The organism is Ciceribacter lividus (assembly GCF_003337715.1).
In the GTDB taxonomy this organism is placed as follows: Bacteria; Pseudomonadota; Alphaproteobacteria; order Rhizobiales; family Rhizobiaceae; genus Allorhizobium; species Allorhizobium lividum.
Window position 1 is genome coordinate 186087 of the sequence record NZ_QPIX01000001.1, and the last position, 18685, is coordinate 204771.

Here is an 18685-nt window from a genome sequence, read left to right on the forward strand (position 1 = left end):
CGGCGTCAGAATGCAATCCCGGCAGCCGGGCGAACACTGACGGCGCGGTCGGCGGCATCGAAGCCGTCGAGCGTCGCGTTGTGGTGGGCGATGATCTCATCGTAGGTGAGGGCGCCGGCATCGGCGGTCATGTGGCCGTCCGCCACCAGCGTGACGTCATAGCCGAGCGAAACCGCGCGCCGCGTCGTCGTGTCGACGCAGAACTGGGTCATGCAGCCACCGATGACGAGCGTGTCTATGCCTCTCTCGTCGAGCCTTTCCTTCAGGTCGGTTTCGAAGAAGGAATCGCAGGCCTGCTTGTGGACCACGATGTCGCCCGGCGCCGGCGCGATCTCGGGGCGGATGTCCCAGCCGGGTGTGCCGGCGGCGAGGCGATGGCCGGCCGGGCCGTCGTGCTGGACGAGGACGATGGGGATGCCGGCCGCTCTTGCCCTGTCCTTCAGTGTCTTCAGTCGTGAGACGGTTTCGTCGAGGGCGCGGTCCAGGACCGGCTGGCGTTCGGGCGTGCCCTTGCCGGCCAGGATTGCATTCTGGACATCGATGATCAGCAGCGCCTTCGGCATGGTGGCCTTTCCATAAAGAGAAGAGGTGAGAGTGCGGACACTCTCACCCCGTTCGACGATTCGCCAGAGCGAAATGCGGAGACTTACGACGCCTTCGGCAGGCGCAGGGTTTCCGGATCATAGACCCGGCCGAAGCGGTTTGCGAGGAAGCGCTCGAGGCTGATCTCCTCCTGCCGGACGAAGCCCTGCTGCGGCAGTTCGCCGTTCGCCAGCATGTCGAGCACGGTGCAGATGCCAGCCGCCGTGGTGATCTGGATGGCGCTCATCTTGCGGCCTGCGACGACGCCCGCATAAACCTTGTTGGCGTAGGTATCCTGCATGAAGCGGCCTTCGCGGGTGCCGCAGACGGTGACGAAGATTACGACGACATCCTGCATGGTTGCAGGCAGGGCGTTCTCGAAAAGGTCCTTCAGCACGTCGCGGCGGTTCTTGAGGTTGAGGTCGTTCAGGAGTGCCTTCACGATCGCCTGGTGGCCGGGATAGCGGATGGTGCGGTAGTTCATTGTGCGCACGCGGCCTTCGAGCGTCTTGCAGAGCGTGCCGAGGCCGCCGGAGGTGTTGAAGGCTTCGTAGGTGACGCCGTCGAGCGAGAATTCCTCGCGCTCTTCCATGGCCGGGACCGTGACGAGCTTGCCTTCGACGATCGCCTCGCAGGGCTCGATATACTCGTTGATCAGCCCGTCGGTGCTCCAGGTCAGGTTGTAGTTCAGAGCGTTCGACGGATATTGCGGCAGGGCGCCGACGCGCATGCGCACGCTGTCCAGCGTGTCGAAGCCGGTCGCGAGGTCATGGGCGACGATCGAGATGAAGCCCGGCGCGAGCCCGCATTGCGGGATGAAGGCGCCCTTGGCGCCCTTGGCGAGTGCTTCCACCTTGCGGGTGGTGGCGACATCCTCGGTCAGGTCGAGATAGTGGATGCCGGTGCGGGCGGCGGCTTCGGCGATCGCGCCCGTCAGGTGGAAGGGCGCGGCGCTCAGGACCGCGAACTTGCCCGAAAGCAGGGCATCCAGCGCGGCGCTGTCGGAGATGTCGACGGCGGCGGTGGAAACGGCCTCGTGCGGTGCGATAGCGTCCAGCTGTTCGCGGCTGCGGTCGGCTACCGTCACGCGGTAGTCGCCGGTCGCGGCGAGCATGTGGGCGATTGCGCCGCCGATCTTGCCTGCGCCGATTACGACAATGTCCTTCATTGATGTCCCCTTGGAAGTTCTGCAAACGGAAAGCATCAGAATGACGCCGTAATTGGTCGTTTCATAGCTGCAATTTGTGCGATATGATGTGCCTGTCTCGGCATATCGGCAAAGGGAATGGACAAAATGCAAGTTTCGGCCAAGGACCAGGAATTGCTGGCGCTGCTCGGCGAGAATGCCCGCATGCCGGTCGCGACGCTGGCACGGCGGCTCGGCCTGTCGCGGACGACCGTACAGGCGCGGCTGGAGCGGCTGGAACGCGACGGTGTGATCGCCGGCTACGGGCTGAAGCTCTCGGACGCCTATCTGAGTGGGCTCGTGCGCGCGCACGTGCTGATCACCATCGCCCCGAAGTCGCTCTCGGCGGTCACCGCCGAACTTGCGGCGATCCGCGAGGTGACGACGCTCCATTCGGTCAACGGCCCTTTCGACCTGATCGCCGTCATCGCCGCCGCCTCGATTGCCGAGCTCGACCGGCTGATCGACCGGATCGGCGAACTGGCCGGCGTCGAGCGCACGCTCTCCTCGATCATCCTGTCGACGCGGATCTCGCGGTAGCCATCCGCCGCGGGCAAGGGCACCACCGCCGCGTCGCTCTCGGTTCCCTTCGCTAACCGCCTGTTCACCGGTTCGGTGCTTCCCCTTTTTCCCGCATTGTTTTAGGACTTGAGTCGCACTATGTGCGGGAGAGTGAACCCCAAGTGGAGAATGTCCGATGAATGAAGACGACGACGACAAGAGCAAGGAACTGCCGCTCGGCAAGGAAACGGAAGCGAACCTCTTCAAGTCGCGTTCGATCTTCATCTATGGCGGGATCACCCAGGAACTCGCCCAGAAGGTCTGCACCCAGCTCGTGGCACTGGCCGCCGCCAGCGACGACGACATCCGTGTCTTCGTCAATTCGCCGGGCGGGCATGTCGAATCGGGCGATTCGATCCACGACATGATCAAGTTCATCAAGCCGAAGGTCTGGATCATCGGCACCGGCTGGGTCGCCTCCGCCGGCGCGCTGATCTATGTCTCTGTTCCGAAGGAACAGCGCCTCTGCCTGCCGAACACCCGCTTCCTGCTGCACCAACCCTCCGGCGGCACCCGCGGCATGGCTTCCGACATCGAGATCCAGGCTCGCGAGATCATCAAGATGAACGAGCGGCTCAACAAGATCTTCGCAGCCGCCACCGGCCAGCCGGTCGAAAAGATCGCCAAGGACACCGACCGCGACTACTGGCTGTCGGCGCAGGAGGCCAAGGAGTACGGCCTCGTCTCCCGCATCATCGAGAGCCAGTCGGACATCTGAGCCGGACGGTCCGGAACACGGAATTGAAGCACCCCGTCGGAGCGATCCGGCGGGGTTTTGTGTTTGGGGCGAACGTTCGCCGGGAATGCTGCATGGCAGCATTTTGACGGTTGTCAGGTAAGCGCCGCTTGCCTATAACCGCATCAATCACCCCGGACCCGGTGAAAATCCGGGTGGCTCTTCTGGCCGCCGATCCGCCAGACAACGCATCAGCATCAAACCTTGAATGGCCTGCACATCCCAGCGGCCAGGTGCACTACTTTTGCGGAAAATCCATGAAATTGACGAGTTACAAACGTGAATGGTTCTCCAACGTCCGTGGCGACATCCTGTCCGGTGTCGTCGTGGCACTGGCTCTCATCCCCGAAGCGATCGGCTTCTCGGTCATAGCCGGCGTCGACCCGAAGGTGGGTCTCTTCGCGTCCTTCGCGATCGCCTGCGTTTCCGCCTTTGTCGGGGGGCGTCCTGCGATGATATCGGCTGCTACGGCGGCCACCGCCGTACTGATGGTGACGCTGGTCAAGGAGCACGGGATCGAATACCTGTTCGCCGCGACGCTGCTGATGGGACTGATCCAGATTCTCGCCGGTTTCCTCAAGCTCGGCCGCGTGATGCGCTTCGTCTCGCGATCGGTGATCACGGGCTTCGTCAATGCACTGGCGATCCTGATCTTCATGGCGCAGCTGCCGGAGTTGATCGGCGTTGCAAACACGACCTATGTCATGGTCGCCGCCGGGCTCGCGATCATCTATCTCTTCCCGTACGTAACCAAGTCGATCCCGTCGCCGTTGGTCGCCATCGTTACCCTGACCCTGGTCGTGTGGTTTACCGGCATGGACCTGCGCACCGTGGGCGACCTTGGCGAACTGCCGTCGGCACTGCCGGTCTTCGCCCTGCCGCAGGTTCCGCTGTCCTGGGACACGCTGAAGATCATCTTCCCCTATTCGGTGGGGCTCGCTGCCGTCGGGCTGCTGGAATCGCTGTTGACGGCGCAGATCGTCGACGACATGACGGACACCGCCAGTTCGAAGAGCCGGGAGTGCATCGGGCAGGGCGCCTCCAACATCGCCTCGGGTCTGATCGGGGGCATGGGCGGTTGTGCCATGATCGGCCAGTCGGTCATCAACGTGACGTCGGGAGGTCGCGGCCGGCTCTCGACGTTCGTCGCCGGCGCCTTCCTGCTGTTTCTGATCCTCGTGCTCGATGACATCGTCCGTGTTATTCCCATGGCGGCGCTGGTCGCGGTCATGATCATGGTTTCGATCGGCACCTTCTCCTGGCGTTCGATCCTGGACCTGCGGCGAAACCCCTGGCAGTCGTCCGTCGTGATGTTGGAGACTGTCGTCGTGACCGTCGGTACGCATGACCTCGCCAAGGGTGTTCTCGTGGGCGTGCTGCTTTCCGGGGTGTTCTTCGCGAGCAAGGTTGCGCATCTTTTTCATGTCCGCTCGACGCTGAGCGCTGACGGCAAGGTCCGCACCTATCACGTCGACGGTGCAGTCTTCTTCGCATCCGCCGAGACATTCGTCATGGCATTCGATTTCATCGAACCGCTCGACAAAGTCGTCATCGATGTGCACGAGGCGCATTTCTGGGACATCACCGCCGTCGGGGCGCTCGACAAGGTCGTCCTCAAATACCGTCGCCATAACATCGACGTCGAGGTGATCGGTGCCAACGAGGCGAGCTCTCACATGCTCGACCGCTTCGCCTTGCATGACAAGGATGACACGGCGATGCAGGTGGCCGCGCATTGAACAGGAGCGGCATCGTCGGAGGCGTGCGCGGCAGTTGCGTGCGCGCTCGCCGACAATGAACGGTGTACCGATTTCGGGGTGTTCTGGCTTGTCAAACTGTCTGCGGTTTGTTCTTCGATAGCTTTACGCCCCCTGATCTCCGAGCCCGCCATGTTGAAAGACCTTTCCGCGCAAAGCCTGTTCATGGGGCTTTTGACCGCTTTCGTCGGTTTCGCGAGCTCGTTTGCCGTCGTGCTGCAGGGCCTCAAAGGGGTCGGCGCGACCGATCTCGAGGCCGCGTCCGGGCTGATGGCGCTCTCTGTCTCCATGGGGCTTTGCGGCGTGGTGCTGAGCCTCGTCACGCGGCTTCCGGTGTCGATCGCCTGGTCGACGCCGGGTGCCGCACTGCTTGTGACCGCCGGCGTGCCGGAGGGCGGCTTTCCGGTCGCGGTCGGAGCCTTCCTCGTCTGCGGCGTGCTGATCGTCGTTGCCGGCCTCTTCCGGCCGCTCGGTCGGGCGGTTGCGGCAATCCCGGCACCGCTTGCCAATGCCATGCTCTCCGGGGTGATCCTCGGACTCTGCTTCGCGCCCTTCAAGGCGATCGCCTTCGATCCGCGTCTCGGCCTGCCGATCCTCGCTGCCTGGGCGGTGGTCGCGGCGTTCAAGCGGCTCTATGCCGTGCCCGCGGCGCTTGCGGCCTTCGCGCTGGTCATCGCCTTCGGCGTCGACCTGCCGGACGGGGCGATGGCAAGCTGGGCGGCGTCGCTCAAGCCACCCGTGGAACTCGTCATGCCGGCGTTCACGCTACCATCGCTGATCTCGATTGCGCTGCCGCTCTTCATCGTCACCATGGCCTCGCAGAATATTCCCGGCATCGCGGTGCTGAAGGTCAACCATTACAATCCGATGCCGGGGCCGCTCTTCGCGGCGACGGGCCTCTTCTCGCTCCTCTCTGCGCCCTTCGGCGGCCATGCGGTGAACCTCGCGGCGATCACGGCGGCCATGTGCGCCGGCGAGGACGCCCACCCGGACCCGAAGAAGCGCTACTGGGCGGCGGTCGTCTGCGGCCTTGGCTATGTCGTGCTCGGACTGCTCGCCGGTGCCGTCACCGCCTTCGTCTCGCTCGCGCCGCCGATCCTCATCCAGGCGGTGGCGGGACTTGCGCTGATCGCCGCTTTCTCCGGTTCGGCGGTCGCCGCCTTCAAGGAGGTCGAGACGCGGGAGGCCGCCGCCGTCACCTTCCTGATCACCGCCTCCGGCGTCTCCTTCGGCGGCATTTCGGGCGCCTTCTGGGGGCTCGTCGCCGGCGGCCTGATGATGATGCTGATGCGGGTGGCGAAGGGCAGGCGGTAGCCGACTCGCAAAGAACGCGCTTGCGGCTTATATTGGGACATGGACTTCGAGTTCGATCCCGCAAAGAGCGCCACCAACAAGCAGAAGCACGGGATCGATTTCGTCGAGGCCCAGTCCCTGTGGCTGGATCCTTATGCTATCGAGTTTCCGGCTCGTGATGTCGATGAACCGAGAATGATGGCGATTGGCCGGATCGCAGGCAAGCATTGGTCCGCCATCGTCGTGTATCGCGAAGGCCGTACCAGAATTATCTCCGTGCGACGGTCTCGAGAACAAGAGGTTGATCTGTATGAAAGCCAAGGATCTGGATAAGCTGTTTGATGGCGGCGAAGAGGATGTCCTGCAGCATTTCGATCTCTCGAAGGTCCGGCGTATCCAGTTTGAGCATGAATTGATCGAACTGGAATTGCCCAAGGAGCGTATGGCAGAGCTCGATGCCGAGGCGTCGCGCCTGAATATGACGCGGGATCAACTGATTTCGGAATGGGTCCGCGAGCGGCTGGAAGCGAAACCGGCTGCGGAATAACAACACGCTTGCGCGATCGGTCATCGCGCGTTATCACTCGGCATCATGACGAACACGGGCAACAGCATCTCGATTTCTCCCGTCGCAGGCCGCATTCCGGCCGGCGCGTCGATGCTCGCCCTAAACTCGCTTCTTCTTCTTGGCCTTATCCGCGGTTGCCGGGTCCACTGAGGAGCGCCCGGCGGCCGATAAGCCCGTCCGGCTCAGCTCCTCGAAAAATTCATGAAACCAGTTTGATGCAGTCCCGACGGGACCCAAGCATTTTCCGTCCGCTCCGGCCGCGATTGTCAGGCCTTCGAGAGCGGCGGTGAATGCGGGAAGAGGAAGAAACGACGATGAACATCAAGACCCACATCGCCAAGCAGGGCATGCCGGAAGCCGCGGTGAAGTACCGGCCCTATCCGCAGATCGACATTCCGGACCGCACCTGGCCGGGCAAGACCATCACCAAGGCGCCGATCTGGTGCTCGGTGGACCTGCGCGACGGCAACCAGGCGCTGATCAACCCGATGGGCCACGACCGCAAGGCCCGCATGTTCCAGCTGCTCATCGAGATGGGCTTCAAGGAAATCGAGATCGGCTTCCCCTCGGCTTCGCAGACGGATTTCGATTTCGCCCGCTGGTGCGTCGAGGAGGGCAATGTGCCCGAGGACGTGTCGCTGCAGGTGCTGGTCCAGTGCCGGCCGGAGCTGATCACCCGTACTTTCGAGGCACTGGAAGGTGCACACAAGCCGATCATCCACTTCTACAACTCGACCTCGGAGCTGCAGCGGCGCGTCGTGTTCGGCAAGGATGTCGCGGGCGTCAAGCAGATCGCCGTCGACGCGGCCAAGATGATCACCGACATGGCGGCCAAGGCCGGCGGCGGCTATCGCTTCGAGTATTCGCCGGAGAGCTTCACAGGCACGGAACTGGACGTCGCGCTGGAAATCTCGAACGCGGTCATCGACATCATCAAGCCGACCCCCGACAACAAGCTGATCCTCAACCTTCCGTCCACCGTCGAAATGTCGACGCCGAACATCTATGCCGACATGATCGAATGGATGTGCCGCAACATCGACAACCGCGAGAACGTCATCGTCTCGCTGCATCCGCACAACGACCGCGGCACCGGGATCGCGGCGACCGAACTCGGCCTGATGGCCGGCGCCGACCGCGTCGAAGGTACGCTCTTCGGCAATGGCGAACGCACCGGCAATGTGGACATCGTCACGCTGGCGCTCAACATGTTCACCCAAGGAGTTGATCCGAAACTGGATTGTTCCGACATCGAGCGGATCAAGGCGGTCTACGAATATTCGAACCAGATGGTCATCCCCGAGCGCCATCCTTACGTCGGCGAACTCGTCTACACGGCCTTCTCCGGTTCGCACCAGGACGCGATCAACAAGGGCATGAAGGCGATCCGCAAGGCCAATTCTCCGATCTGGGAAGTGCCCTACCTGCCGATCGATCCGCAGGACGTCGGCCGCACCTACGAGGCGATCATCCGCATCAACTCGCAGTCCGGCAAGGGCGGCATCGCCTACATCCTGCAGGAGGACTACGGTATCAACCTGCCGCGCAACCTGCAGGTGGAGTTCCGCGAGGACATCCAGCGGATCACCGACGAAGAAGGCGTGGAGCTGCCGTCGAAGCGCATTTATGAGCGTTTCCTCGATCGCTACGTGACGCAGCCCGAGGCGCGGTTGAAATTCGTCGACCACCACACCTATCCGGACACCGAGCACAAGGGCATGCGCATCGTCGCGGCCGAGATCACCGACGGTGGCGAGGTGAAGCGTATCGAGGGCAGGGGAACCGGCCCGATCGACGGCTTCATCAACGCGCTTTCCACCTATCTCGGTTTCGAGATGTCGGTGCAGGACTATTCCGAGCATTCGCTGCAGCACGGCTCGAATGCTTCGGCGATCGCCTATGTCGAGGTCTCCCATCCGGGCGGAACGCTGTTCGGCGTGGGCATCAACACCAACATCGTCGCGGCTTCGCTCGAAGCGATCATCTCGGCGGCGAACCGGGTGCTGGAAGAGCGCGCGAAGGCCTGAGCGATGGGCCTTCACGCGGCGGTCCGGGGCGAGGTCGGAACTGCGGCGGCACCGCTGGTGCTGCTGCACGGCTTCGGCGGCAGCTCCGGCATCTGGACGGCGGTGCTGCGGCACCTTTCGCCGACGGTTCCCGTTCTTGCCTATGACCTGCCGGGCCACGGCCATTCGCTTGGTGCCGACGGTCTCGGCGGCGCCGGGCGGATGGCGAAGGCGGTCGCCGCCGATCTCGCTGCGCGCGGGATCGAACGCTTCCATGTCGCGGGCCATTCCCTCGGCGGGGCTATCGCCGCGATCCTTGCCCTGAAGGCGCCGGACAAGGTGGCGAGCCTGACGCTCGTGGCCCCCGGCGGCTTCGGCCCGGAGATCAACGGTGCCGTTCTTTCCGCATTCGCCTTTGCCGACACGGCGGCGGAGATGCAGGCCGCCATGGAGGTCATGGTCGCGCCGGACCATGCGATATCCGGGGAAGCCGTCCGGGCGATGCTTGCGGCGCGGCGTGCGCCGGGTGTGCGCGAGGCACTCGGCACGGTTCTGAAGGCGATCCTTTCGGAGACGACGGAGGCCGGCGAGCCGCGTCAGGGCACCTTGCCGGTCGAGGACCTCCGCAGCCTGCCGATGCCGAAATATCTTCTCTGGGGGCTCGAGGATCGTATCCTGCCGCCCGGGCAGGCCCGCTCCCTCGAAGGCGCCGCAACGATCCGGCTCTTGCCCTCGGCGGGGCACATGCTGCCGGAAGAGTGTCCGCAGGAGGTGGCGCGCGTTCTCGCCGCCGCGGTGGGTGCGGTCGCGGGCTGAATGCTGCGCATCACTCGATCAGGAACTGGTGGTGGTCGACCTTCATCTGGCCGCTCGCGCCGGCGATGCAGTGGCGGTCCCATTGCAGCCGCCAGGCTTTCGGTTCGCCGCTGATGGAGAAGAGGTTGTAGCCGGCCGGCGGCTTGTGGCTGCCCGGCCCCTGCGAGGCGGAGGCGATGCCGACGACCGGGACCTTGCGGCCATGGCTTTCCAGCCAGTAGAGCGTGTTGAGATGCGTGTGGCCGTGCAGCACGAGCTCGGCGCCGCCGACCGAAATTGCCGCGGCGAAACGGCGTATGCCGATCATCCGCTTGTAGGGGGAGGTCGCGCCGCGGATCGGCGGATGGTGGATCATCACCACCCGGAAGAGGCCTTCCTTGCCTGCCGCCTTCAGCAGCTCGGCCGTCTCCCGCGCCTGGCGCTCGCCGAAATAGCCGGTGGCGGAGAAGGGCGGCGTCGCGACCGAGGTCGAACAGCCGATCAGTGCGATGGGGCCGCGGCGGCGGATATAGGGAAAGAGCTTGTGGCCCTTGCGCCAGATCAGCGGGTCGTCGTCGCCGCGCATGTAGTCGTACCAGGCCTGCACGGACTCGTCGTGCGCGCCGGGAACATAGGCGTCGTGGTTGCCGGGAACCACCGAGGTGTCGAGGGGCGCGCCTGCCTCCTTCAGCCATTCCGCGGCCCGGCGGATCTCGATGCCGGAGGCGAGATTGACGAGATCGCCGGTGATCGCTAGGTGATCCGGCTCGTGGCGGCGCAGGTCGGCAAGTATCAAATCAAGTGCATTGGCAAAAAGATGCTTGCGCCGGTTGCGGTGCCAGTTCACATATCCGGTAATGCGCTTCGAGGCGAGTTCACGGATGGTCAGGGCGGGAAGCGGCCCGAGGTGAACGTCGGAGATATGCGCGAGCTTGAACATGGCGCCTTCATAATGGCGCAGCAGACCCGGAGCAAGCCCGATGGGGGAGGACAGGACGATCGAAGAAAAACGCAGCGCCGCTTCCCGGCTGGTCACACGCATGCTGCACGGCTATTTCGCGATTTCCCGCGGCATGACGCTCGGCGTGCGGGCCGCCTGCTATGACGATGCAGGCCGCATCTTCCTCGTGCGCCATTCCTATGTGCCCGGCTGGCACATGCCGGGCGGCGGCGTCGAACGACGGGAAACGGTTCTGCAGGCGCTGTCAAAGGAGCTGCGGGAAGAGGGCAACCTCGAAATGACCGGCCCGGCGCAGCTCTTCCACGTCTATTTCAACACCCGCGTCAGTCGCCGCGACCACGTGCTGTTCTACCGGGTAAACGTCCTGCAGACGGCGCCGCGCAGGCCCGATCTGGAAATCGTCGAGAGCGGCTTCTTTGCCCTCCACGACCTCCCGCGCGGGGTGACGCCGGCGACGCAGCGACGCCTGCGGGAGCTCAGCGGCGAGGTTCCGCCCGACGATCTCTGGTGAGCGAACCGGCTTCGGCGAGGCTGTCGCGGCCGTGCGGCCGGTCGAGGTCGAGCTCCGGTCCGATGGGCACGACGCCGGTCGGGTTGATCGTTTTGTGGCTGCGGTAATAGTGCGCCTTGATGTGCGCCATGTTGACCGTCCCGGCGACGCCCGGCACCTGGTAGAGATCGCGCAGGTAACCCGAGAGGTTCGGGTAGTCGGCGATCCGGCGGATATTGCACTTGAAATGCCCGACATAGACGGCATCGAAGCGCACCAGCGTGGTGCAGAGCCGCCAGTCGGCCTCCGTCAGCCGGTCGCCGAAGAGGTAGCGCTGGGTCGAAAGCCGGCCGTCGAGCCAGTCGAGCGTCTCGAAGAGGGGTAGCACGGCGCTCTCATAGGCTTCCTGCGTGGTCGCGAAGCCCGCCTTGTAGACCCCGTTGTTGACGGTGTCGTAGATCTTCGCATTGATCACGTCGATCTCGGCGCGCAGTTCCTCAGGACAGAAGTCGTCGGTCGAGCCGGTCAGCCCGTCGAAGGCGCGGTTGAACATGCGGATGATCTCGGCCGACTCGTTCGAGACGATCGTCTGCCGCTTCCTGTCCCAGAGGACGGGCACGGTGACGCGGCCGGTATAGGACGGATCCGCCTTCACGTAGATGTCCGCAAGCGTTTTCGCGCCGAACAGGTGGTCGACGGTGCCGCCGTCGCGGTCCTTGAACTCCCAGCCCTTCTCCAGCATCAGCGGATCGACGACCGAGACCGAGATCAGGTCCTCGAGCTTCTTGAGCTTGCGGAAGATGAGGGTCCGGTGCGCCCAGGGACAGGCATAGGAGACGTAGAGGTGATAGCGCCCGGCCTCGGCCTCGAAACCGCCCGTACCGCTCGGGCCAGGCGCGCCGTCTGCCGTCACCCAGTTGCGGAAGGCCGATTCGCTGCGCCGGAAATGCCCGGCGGTCGCCTTGGTGTCGTACCATACGTCGTGCCAGACGCCCTCGACGAGCATGCCCATGACAAATTTCCTTCCTGCTTTGCTATCTCTTGCCGGGGAAAATATGCCATGGGCCGGCAATTGCGAGATGCCGATTGCTGAACACTGCGTTTTTCCGATGGACGGCAAAAAAAAATGCTGCTATCGGCGTCGATACCTCATCTGGAAAGACAACCGATGGCCGAAACCCGGACCCTGCGACGACGCTGATGTTTTGCCCGACGTGCTCATGCGCGTCCCGTGAACCATTTTTCCCTGTCTGTCTGCCGGTCCTGGTCTTCCCATGAAAAATCACCAGCTTGTCTACCTCACCGAGGATGCGTCGCACGACGCCGTCATCGAACTCATCAACGAAGAAGCCTTCGGTCCCGGCCGGTTCACCCGTGCCGCCGCGCGCATCCGCGAGCAGGGCCCGCACGACCGGACCCTCTCCTTCATCTGCGCCGACGACGGCGAGACGATCGCCTCGGTGCGCATGACGCCGGTCACCGCCGGCTCGGTGAAGGGGCATCTGCTCGGGCCGCTCGCCGTGCGCCCCGCCCACAAGAACATGGGGATCGGCCGCGAGCTCGTCCGCATCGCCGTCGAGGCGGCGCGGCGGGCCGGATCGGAAGCCGTCATCCTCATCGGAGACCCGCCCTATTACATGCCGCTCGGCTTCGAGAAGGTGGCGTGGAAGGCGCTGGAATTTCCGGGACCGGTCGACCCCGGCCGGGTGCTCGCGGTGCCGCTTGCCGCCGATGCCCACGAGCGGCTCAAGGGCGTGATCGCCTGGCGCCCTTGAGGGGCTTTTCCCTCAGGCGAGCTGCTTCCTCATCCAGGTGATTGAAAAGTCGCCGGTGAAATTCTCCAAAGCACCGAAGACCTCGTAGCCCTGCCGCGCATAGGCGCGGCGGGCATCCGGGTTGATCGTGTCGATATAGGCGCCGGTGCAGCCGCGTGCCTTCGCCTCGTCCTCGGCCATCTGCAGCAGCCGCCCCGCGAGGCCCTGTCCGCGCAGGCGCTCCGGAATGTAGAGCATCGTCACGTAGAGCCAGCCGCGCCCGGTATAGCCGATGAGCCCGCCCTCGACCTTTCCCGCGCCGTCACGGATCGGGATCATCAGGTCGCGCCGGTCGGTCGGCCCGAGCATCCTGTCGTTATGGGCGAGGATCGCATCACGGATCGCGTCGCGCGCTTCGTCGGGGACGGTATCGGAGAGGGTGAGCTCGAGGGACATGGGGCGAGGGTAGGGGGAAGCGGGGGAGGAGTCGAGGGGGAACCTTCAGGGGCTGGATCCCTGCTTTTCGAGCGGCTGGACGGAAAGGCGGAGGCCCATGCTTCGAAGGAGGGCGCTGAGGCTCCGCAGCTCCGGATTGCCCTTTTCGGAGAGCGTCCGATAGAGCTGGGTCGGGTTGAGGTCCGCCGACTTCGCGACAGCCGGCACGCCGCCGAAGGCCTTCGCCATCTGGCGCAGCGTTACCAGCAGCTCGCCCTGATCGCCGTCGGCCAGTATCGCATCGAGGGTGGCTGCTGCGAGTTCCGGGTCGTCACGGAAAAGTGCGGCCATGGCGTCGTCGTGAGACTGATCTTTCATTTTCCGCATTCCTCAATCCGGGCGGCTCAGCCAGTCCTGCCAACAAGAGCAGGCTCGCTCGATATCAGCTTCCTGCGTTCGCTTGCTTCCAGCGCACAAGAGCAGAACCACTGTCTTCCCTGATCTTGCATAATAGACACGGTATCCGGGACCTACATCGACACGCAATTCATAGACACCACTTCGCAGAGCCTTGAAGTCTCCAAAGTTGCCTTGTTCCAGTCGGTTCAGGCGCCTGATGATCGCCGTCTTGGCAAGCGGATCGCGGAGGCTGGCAAGCCACTCGGCAAGCAGATCTCGACCGTCGCGCGTCAGGTAGTGCCGGATTTCTAACATGAAATTAGGTTCGTTTAAAGACGAATTTTGTGGACTATTTATTGCCGGTCGGCGGCAGTCGCAATCGATTGTCGAAAAGCTACACCCGGGAACTAGTCATGCACGATGCCATCTTCTCGAGCATCGCGCAACTATGGGTGGTGACTCGCTTGAATTCCAGTCTCGACGGATAAGCCATCCCACCGTCCCTCGCGCCACCACATCGCCGAAATTGAAAGAAGCAGCGCGGCAAAGGCCGGTCAGGGCGATATCCCCTCCACTAACTGCTGACGGAAGAAGGTGAGCACTTGAGCGTTGAAGGACTGGTGGAAGGCGGCGCGGTCGAAACCGGGGCCGTCCGTGCAGATCTTTGGTGCCGACTTGGCCATGGCAGGCGGGCACATCGTCAGAAAGGCGAAGTGCCCGGCATCGGGAACGACATGAAAGTCCGGCTTCTCAGGGAGATTGGCGGCGAGCGCATCCACTACTGCGGGTAAGACGCCATCGCCGCCATTCTGGGAACTCCAGAGCTGAATGGGCATCGTCACGGCCTGTATATTCTCCTTGCCCGGAAAGACATCGCTCAGTGGGTCCGCAATGACAAATGCCTTGATGCGCGGATCGTGAACCCAGGGACCGGCCGGTGCCAACTGAGGAGCTACGCGTTCGCAGGTCATGCCAGTCGGGTCCTGACAGGGCAGGCGCAATTCGCGGAAATCGGGGCTCGCCCCACCAAGGACAAGGCCTGTATAGCCACCCCGAGAAAAGCCGTAGAAACCAATGCGCCGTGCATCGATCGCGGTGCTGTCGGCCGAGAAAGCGAGCATGTAGTCGACCAGTCGCTTTATGTCCTGCGGCCGGTTGACGAGTGCAGCCAGAGTGTTTGAGCGATTTGACGCCAGCGTGATGGCGTTATCGTCGGGATGATTGAGTGCCACGACCATGAAGCCGGCGTCCGCCAGGGCTTCTGCGGTGTCATGGTGGCTCAAGCCGGTTCCACCGAAACCGTGCGATATGACGATGAGTGGCAGCTTATTGCCCGCAAGCGGGCAATCGCGAACGGCGTCCAGTACGAAGGGGCCAAGTTCGATCCTCTGCGAGGGTTGGGCGCATGGTGACCATTGCACGGCTTTCAGGGCGGGGCCGTCGTCATCGGCGGGAACCTCGAAGACCTTCAGACCGGCAGCGTGCGCGCCGACGGCAAAACAGAACGAAGCGAGAAAGACAACGAACTTCTTGATCAGCATGTCTCGTAACTCCAAAACACCGGGTGCTGGTGGTGAGAGAACTCTCGCTCCGGGCCTTCGCTCTCCATCTCATTCTCCCTCGAGAGTTGCAATAACCATCTCACCCACCCCGTACCATCAATCCGCTCAAACCTGGGACTTCCTCATCCTCCCGACATTTTCAAGGACAGGAAAAGAGCTCGGGATGATGGATTTCTCGAAGGCGGAAGGACGTCTCTGGCGCAAGGACGCCACCGCCTATGAAGAGCTGACGCACGAGGACTGCATCATGGTCTTCGTTCCCGTCGGAATTTCAGAACGCGGCCTGATCGTCGAGAGTACCCGGATTGTGTCGCGCGCTTCGTCGGGGACGGTGTCGGACAGGGAGAGGTCGAGGGACATGGGGCGAGGGTAGGGGGAAGCGGGGGAGGAGTCGAGGGGGCGGAGGTCCGAAGCGGACACGGGAATGTAATTGGCTGCCATGAGATAACCAAGATTCCACTAGTCCTAGCCAGCCGGGAAGGGACTGTCAGAAAAATAAGCAGCATGATCACAGATGCTCGTCCACTCAAAATGGACGGGCCTGCATGACGAGAGAGTTTTACCGCAGGCTTCGGCAAATCCCTTGAGCGCAATCGCACGAGCGCGGGATGCCTGCGCCTGCTCCGCTTACCGTTCGGATCTTGTTCCGCCCCTATCACGGTTGCGCCGTCTCTGCCGAATACGAGCGGTGAACAGAGCCCTACTTTTCGAACCGTTCGCCCTCGAACAAATCCCTGACGACAAGAACCGACAAAGCAAAGCCTGGGCTGTGCATGTCGACCACTCCATCACTGAAGTCGAAGTAGTAGAACATATTGGGAATGGCTTCGCTGGTCGTCCAGAATTCTGCTCCTTCACCCTGATCAGACATTGCGGCACCCGGAAATACCCTCGTGTCGATCGTCTGCCCATCACAAGAATGAAACCAAAGTTTTTCCATCTCTGGGCCAGACGGAAGCCTCCATCCTTGCCCATATGCCTTGGCCTGCTTGATAGCCTCGTTATGGTTGAGGTAGCTCGGTTCGCCGGTACACCGATCCTCTTTGCTCCAGGTCATGCCAAGAGGACAACGGTTCCAGACCAGCTTATTTCTTGGATCGATCGCAAGCGAACCTTTAAGCACAAATCCGGTCACTGGTGGTGGCTTGCAATCTGCAAGAACAAATTGATACGGGATTATCGCCAGGAGGACACTTAGGATTAAACTGAAGACAATTTTCATTGGTTCGCAATCTGTTATCTTCTGATAATGCGGGATTTTCGTAGCAATTGCGGCGGTTTTACAATTCATCCCACATGCAATGCACGTCGCAAAAATCCCTGCATTTGACTCGGTTCTGCGCCTGAGTTTTGTTCTGTTCGAAAAAAGAGGGAGATGACAAGAATAAGGCGATTGCTATGCATATCGGGGATGCTGGACAAACGAAGAACACCAAACGCTGCGACAATCACGGCTGCTATTCCCTGGCAAGGATTGTTGGCTTGAAGCGGCCGTCTGTTGGCCGGGATACGACTCTCTTGCCTCGTCACCTACCGTCCCTCGCGCCACCACATGGCCGACATCGCGAGCAGCAGCACGGCAAGGCCGGCGAAGCCCGCGAATAGCGGCAGCGTGTCGATGCCCTTCAGCACCGTCTCGTCGGTCATGCGGATCAGCATCCGCTTGTCGTCGCTGACGCGGATGTCGCTTCTGACCGGCAGGATATCGGGGATGCGCAAGCCGCCGCGGCCGTCGTCGAGCCTGCCGAGATAGCCCTTGCTGCGCTCGGCGACCGGCTCCAGCGCCCCGGTCGTCGAGACCATCGCCTTGAATTCCTGGGCATCGGCCGCGCCCACATGGGCGAGCGTCGAGAGCTCGCCATTGGTGATCTTGAAGAGGCCGGTCTCGTCCATCCGCTTTTCGCCGCGGTAGAGGCCGGGGGCAATCTCGGTAAGCGGCAGGCTTTCGGTCTTGCCGGAGGGGTATTCGACCACCGCCGCGCCCGGCGCGTCGCCGATCGTCTGGCGGGTCACTTCGAGCAGGTGGCCGGAGGCCTTGGCCGTCAGCGCCTCTTCCTCCAGTTCCGGCTCCTTCATCAGCCAGTGGGCGATGCGGCGATAGAGCGAGACATGCGGCCCGCCGCCCTCGAAACCACGCGCCCAGAGCCAGCCCTGGTCGGAGAGCAGCATGGCGACGCGGCCTTCGCCGGCGCGATCGAGGACGAGGAGCGGCCGGTCGCCGTCGCCGGTCATCACCGTCTCGCCCTTCGGCGGTTCGACGTCGACGGTGCGGAACCAGCGGCCCCAGTGCGGCGGCTCGACGGTCGAACCGTCGAGGCCGCGGGTGACGGGGTGGCGCTTGCCCTTGTCGGAAAGCCGCGGATAGAAGCCCACCTCATGCATGGTGCCGAGGGGCGCTGCCGGCAGCACGGTTTCCAGCGGTGTCAGCGCGATCGAATCCTCGCTCGCATGCTCGGGACCAGCGGCGATCAGCAGCGCGCCGCCCTTTTTCACATATTCGGCGATGTAGTCGTAATAGAGGATCGGCAGCACGCCGCGGTGCTGGTAGCGGTCGAAGATGATGAGGTCGAAATCGTCGATCTTCTCGACGAAGAGCTCCCGCGTTGGGAAGGCGATCAGCGACAGCTCGTTGATTGGCGTGCCGTCCTGCTTTTCCGGCGGCCGCAGGATGGTGAAGTGCACGAGATCGACCGAGGCGTCGGATTTCAGGAGGTCGCGCCAGGCGCGCTCGCCGGCATGCGGCTCGCCGGAGACGAGCAGCACGCGCAGGTTCTCGCGGATGCCCTGGATGAGGTGGACTGCCTGATTGTTGGCTTCCGTCACCTCACCGGCGACCGGATCGACGGCAAGCTCCACGACGTTGGTGCCACCGCGCGGCACCTTGAACGGGAACGGCGTCTCCGCTCCCGGCGTCGCATCGACGACGGCCGTCTGTTCGCCGTTGATCGAGACGGTCACTCTTGCCGGCTCACCCGTGGAGCGCCCGTCGTCGAAGACCCGGAACGTCAGTTCCTGATCCTCCCCGACGATGCCGAAGCGGGGCGCGCGCAGCACCTCGATGCGCCGGTCGTGCTCGTCGGCCTTGCCGGTGACGAGGCTGTGCACGGGGGCCTCGAAGCCGAGTGACTGGCCGGCGCCGGGCACGTCGTGCACCTGGCCGTCGGTCAGGAGGATCGCGCCGCCGACGCGTGCCGGCGGCACGTCGGAAATGGCAGAGCTCAGCGCCTCGAACAGCCGGGTGGAGGGCGAATCCGAGTTCTTCGCCTCGCCGGCCTCGACGATGCGTGGTTCGATGAGCGGGAAGCGCGCGAGCCGCTCCTTGAGCGCCGTCAGCGCCGCGTCGGTCATCTCCCGCCGACCGGCGGTCTCCTGGCTCTGGCTGCGGTCGACGACGACCGGCACGACGGTGGTCAGGCGCTCGCGGTTCTCCTGAAGGAGCAGCGGGTTGGCGAGCGCGGCAAGCACGGCGAGCGCGGCGGTGAGGCGGAGCGCCGTTCCGCGGATCGAAGAGCGGAAGCCGAGCACCGCAAGGGCAAGCGCGATCACCGCGAAGGCGGCAAGCGCAGGCAAGGGCAGGAAGGGTGCGAACTCGATCGTCAT

Annotated in this window: 21 protein-coding genes and 1 other annotated feature; of the genes, 11 read left to right on the plus strand and 10 right to left on the minus strand. The window is 63.4% G+C overall.

What is annotated here, in order from left to right:
* Positions 1-5: 5 nt before the first annotated feature.
* Positions 6-563, minus strand: coding sequence for a cysteine hydrolase family protein (locus DFR48_RS00955; protein WP_114361290.1), 558 nt, complete (start codon positions 561-563; stop codon positions 6-8).
* 83 nt (positions 564-646) lie between these two features.
* Positions 647-1750 carry a saccharopine dehydrogenase family protein gene (locus tag DFR48_RS00960; RefSeq protein ID WP_114361291.1) on the minus strand — a complete coding sequence of 368 codons (1104 nt, stop codon included), beginning with the start codon at positions 1748-1750 and terminating at the stop codon, positions 647-649.
* Positions 1751-1876: 126 nt separating this feature from the next.
* Between DFR48_RS00960 and DFR48_RS00965 the strand changes: the two genes are divergently transcribed.
* The 8 genes from DFR48_RS00965 to DFR48_RS01000 all read left to right on the plus strand — a co-directional run bounded on the left by DFR48_RS00965 (position 1877) and on the right by DFR48_RS01000 (position 9505).
* Positions 1877-2308: an Lrp/AsnC family transcriptional regulator gene (locus tag DFR48_RS00965; RefSeq protein WP_112690878.1), complete on the plus strand. Its 432-nt coding sequence runs from the start codon at positions 1877-1879 to the stop codon at positions 2306-2308.
* A gap of 157 nt (positions 2309-2465) precedes the next feature.
* A complete protein-coding gene (locus DFR48_RS00970) occupies positions 2466-3047 on the plus strand; it encodes an ATP-dependent Clp protease proteolytic subunit (RefSeq protein WP_112690860.1) in 582 nt (193 codons plus the stop codon).
* A 151-nt stretch (positions 3048-3198) separates the two neighbouring features.
* Positions 3199-3254 (plus strand) — a sequence feature (sul1 is cis-regulatory element that is thought to sense ions involved in sulfur or methionine metabolism; They are found in Alphaproteobacteria).
* A gap of 68 nt (positions 3255-3322) precedes the next feature.
* Positions 3323-4804: a SulP family inorganic anion transporter gene (locus tag DFR48_RS00975; protein ID WP_114361292.1), complete on the plus strand. Its 1482-nt coding sequence runs from the start codon at positions 3323-3325 to the stop codon at positions 4802-4804.
* 150 nt (positions 4805-4954) lie between these two features.
* Positions 4955-6136 (plus strand): benzoate/H(+) symporter BenE family transporter, encoded by a 1182-nt coding sequence (locus tag DFR48_RS00980; RefSeq protein WP_114361293.1) that lies wholly within the window; start codon positions 4955-4957, stop codon positions 6134-6136.
* A gap of 39 nt (positions 6137-6175) precedes the next feature.
* Entirely contained in the window at positions 6176-6448 is a 273-nt protein-coding gene (locus DFR48_RS00985; RefSeq protein ID WP_114361294.1) for a BrnT family toxin, read from the plus strand.
* Positions 6426-6662, plus strand: coding sequence for a type II toxin-antitoxin system BrnA family antitoxin (brnA, locus tag DFR48_RS00990; protein ID WP_114361295.1), 237 nt, complete (start codon positions 6426-6428; stop codon positions 6660-6662). Before DFR48_RS00985 ends, brnA begins: the two co-directional genes overlap by 23 nt.
* A gap of 335 nt (positions 6663-6997) precedes the next feature.
* Positions 6998-8710, plus strand: coding sequence for a 2-isopropylmalate synthase (gene leuA / locus DFR48_RS00995; protein ID WP_114361799.1), 1713 nt, complete (start codon positions 6998-7000; stop codon positions 8708-8710).
* 3 nt (positions 8711-8713) lie between these two features.
* On the plus strand, positions 8714-9505 hold the full coding sequence (locus DFR48_RS01000) for an alpha/beta fold hydrolase (protein WP_114361296.1): 792 nt from the start codon (positions 8714-8716) through the stop codon (positions 9503-9505).
* A 10-nt stretch (positions 9506-9515) separates the two neighbouring features.
* Here DFR48_RS01000 and DFR48_RS01005 read toward each other — a convergent pair whose 3' ends face one another.
* A complete protein-coding gene (locus DFR48_RS01005; protein WP_114361297.1) occupies positions 9516-10424 on the minus strand; it encodes a metallophosphoesterase family protein in 909 nt (302 codons plus the stop codon).
* A gap of 40 nt (positions 10425-10464) precedes the next feature.
* On the opposite strand from DFR48_RS01005, the gene DFR48_RS01010 reads away from it, so the two are divergent.
* Positions 10465-10956, plus strand: a complete 492-nt coding sequence (locus tag DFR48_RS01010; protein ID WP_114361298.1) for an NUDIX domain-containing protein — start codon at positions 10465-10467, stop codon at positions 10954-10956.
* Here DFR48_RS01010 and DFR48_RS01015 read toward each other — a convergent pair.
* Positions 10922-11947 carry a glutathione S-transferase family protein gene (locus DFR48_RS01015; RefSeq protein ID WP_114361299.1) on the minus strand — a complete coding sequence of 342 codons (1026 nt, stop codon included), beginning with the start codon at positions 11945-11947 and terminating at the stop codon, positions 10922-10924. The two genes, DFR48_RS01010 and DFR48_RS01015, sit on opposite strands and share 35 nt — an antisense overlap.
* A gap of 262 nt (positions 11948-12209) precedes the next feature.
* On the opposite strand from DFR48_RS01015, the gene DFR48_RS01020 reads away from it, so the two are divergent.
* Positions 12210-12710, plus strand: a complete 501-nt coding sequence (locus DFR48_RS01020) for a GNAT family N-acetyltransferase (protein WP_114361300.1) — start codon at positions 12210-12212, stop codon at positions 12708-12710.
* Positions 12711-12722: 12 nt separating this feature from the next.
* Here the strand turns inward: DFR48_RS01020 and DFR48_RS01025 are convergent, their stop codons facing one another.
* From DFR48_RS01025 to DFR48_RS01040, 4 genes are all read right to left on the minus strand, one after another.
* On the minus strand, positions 12723-13145 hold the full coding sequence (locus tag DFR48_RS01025) for a GNAT family N-acetyltransferase (RefSeq protein ID WP_114361301.1): 423 nt from the start codon (positions 13143-13145) through the stop codon (positions 12723-12725).
* Positions 13146-13190: 45 nt separating this feature from the next.
* The gene (locus tag DFR48_RS01030; RefSeq protein ID WP_114361302.1) at positions 13191-13502 is read right to left on the minus strand and encodes a helix-turn-helix domain-containing transcriptional regulator; all 312 of its coding nucleotides are present in this window, start codon (positions 13500-13502) and stop codon (positions 13191-13193) included.
* A gap of 12 nt (positions 13503-13514) precedes the next feature.
* Entirely contained in the window at positions 13515-13838 is a 324-nt protein-coding gene (locus DFR48_RS01035; protein WP_114361303.1) for a type II toxin-antitoxin system RelE/ParE family toxin, read from the minus strand.
* A gap of 239 nt (positions 13839-14077) precedes the next feature.
* Positions 14078-15064 carry an alpha/beta hydrolase family protein gene (locus DFR48_RS01040; RefSeq protein WP_114361304.1) on the minus strand — a complete coding sequence of 329 codons (987 nt, stop codon included), beginning with the start codon at positions 15062-15064 and terminating at the stop codon, positions 14078-14080.
* 184 nt (positions 15065-15248) lie between these two features.
* On the opposite strand from DFR48_RS01040, the gene DFR48_RS01045 reads away from it, so the two are divergent.
* Entirely contained in the window at positions 15249-15458 is a 210-nt protein-coding gene (locus DFR48_RS01045) for a hypothetical protein (protein WP_114361305.1), read from the plus strand.
* 327 nt (positions 15459-15785) lie between these two features.
* Here DFR48_RS01045 and DFR48_RS01050 read toward each other — a convergent pair whose 3' ends face one another.
* Both DFR48_RS01050 and DFR48_RS01055 read right to left on the minus strand, forming a co-directional pair.
* Entirely contained in the window at positions 15786-16307 is a 522-nt protein-coding gene (locus tag DFR48_RS01050; protein ID WP_170141770.1) for an Lcl C-terminal domain-containing protein, read from the minus strand.
* A 308-nt stretch (positions 16308-16615) separates the two neighbouring features.
* Complete coding sequence (locus tag DFR48_RS01055) at positions 16616-18685, minus strand: hypothetical protein (RefSeq protein WP_114361307.1); 2070 nt, start codon at positions 18683-18685, stop codon at positions 16616-16618.